Annotated in this window: 1 protein-coding gene; it reads left to right on the forward strand. The window is 55.0% G+C overall.

Translation table 11 applies throughout. The annotated features are described in order from the left end of the window. Positions 1-68 precede the first annotated feature (68 nt). Positions 69-943: IS5-like element IS5 family transposase (locus tag ACMWLG_RS25820; RefSeq protein WP_414763060.1), on the forward strand; the 875-nt coding region annotated here is incomplete at its 3' end.

Here is a 943-nt window from a genome sequence, read left to right on the forward strand (position 1 = left end):
GGAAGGTGCGAACAAGTCCCTGATATGAGATCATGTTTGTCATCAGGAGCCATGGAACAGGGTTCATCATGAGTCATCAACTTACCTTCGCCGACAGTGAATTCAGCAGTAAGCGCCGTCAGACCAGAAAAGAGATTTTCTTGTCCCGCATGGAGCAGATTCTGCCATGGCAAAACATGGTGGAAGTCATCGAGCCGTTTTACCCCAAGGCTGGTAATGGCCGGCGACCTTATCCGCTGGAAACCATGCTACGCATTCACTGCATGCAGCATTGGTACAACCTGAGCGATGGCGCGATGGAAGATGCTCTGTACGAAATCGCCTCCATGCGTCTGTTTGCCCGGTTATCCCTGGATAGCGCCCTGCCGGATCGCACCACCATCATGAATTTCCGCCACCTGCTCGAGCAGCATCAACTGGCCCGTCAATTGTTCAAGACCATCAATCGCTGGCTGGCCGAAGCAGGCGTCATGATGACCCAAGGCACTTTGGTGGATGCCACCATCATTGAGGCACCCAGCTCTACCAAGAACAAAGAGCAGCAACGCGATCCGGAGATGCATCAGACCAAGAAAGGCAATCAGTGGCACTTTGGCATGAAGGCCCACATTGGTGTCGATGCCAAGAGTGGCCTGACCCACAGCCTAGTCACCACCGCGGCCAACGAGCATGACCTCAATCAGCTGGGTAATCTGCTTCATGGAGAGGAGCAATTTGTCTCAGCCGATGCCGGCTACCAAGGAGCGCCACAGCGCGAGGAGCTGGCCGAGGTGGATGTGGACTGGCTGATCGCCGAGCGTCCCGGCAGGGTAAAAACCTTGAAGCAGCATCCGCGCAAGAACAAAACGGCCATCAACATCGAATACATGAAAGCCAGCATCCGTGCCAGGGTGGAGCACCCGTTTCGCATCATCAAGCGGCAGTTCGGCTTCGTGAAAGCCAG

The sequence above is a fragment of the Enterobacter sp. 01-M-02-SI-ECC genome (assembly GCF_047530595.1).
Classification (GTDB): Bacteria; Pseudomonadota; Gammaproteobacteria; order Enterobacterales; family Enterobacteriaceae; genus Enterobacter; species Enterobacter cloacae_M.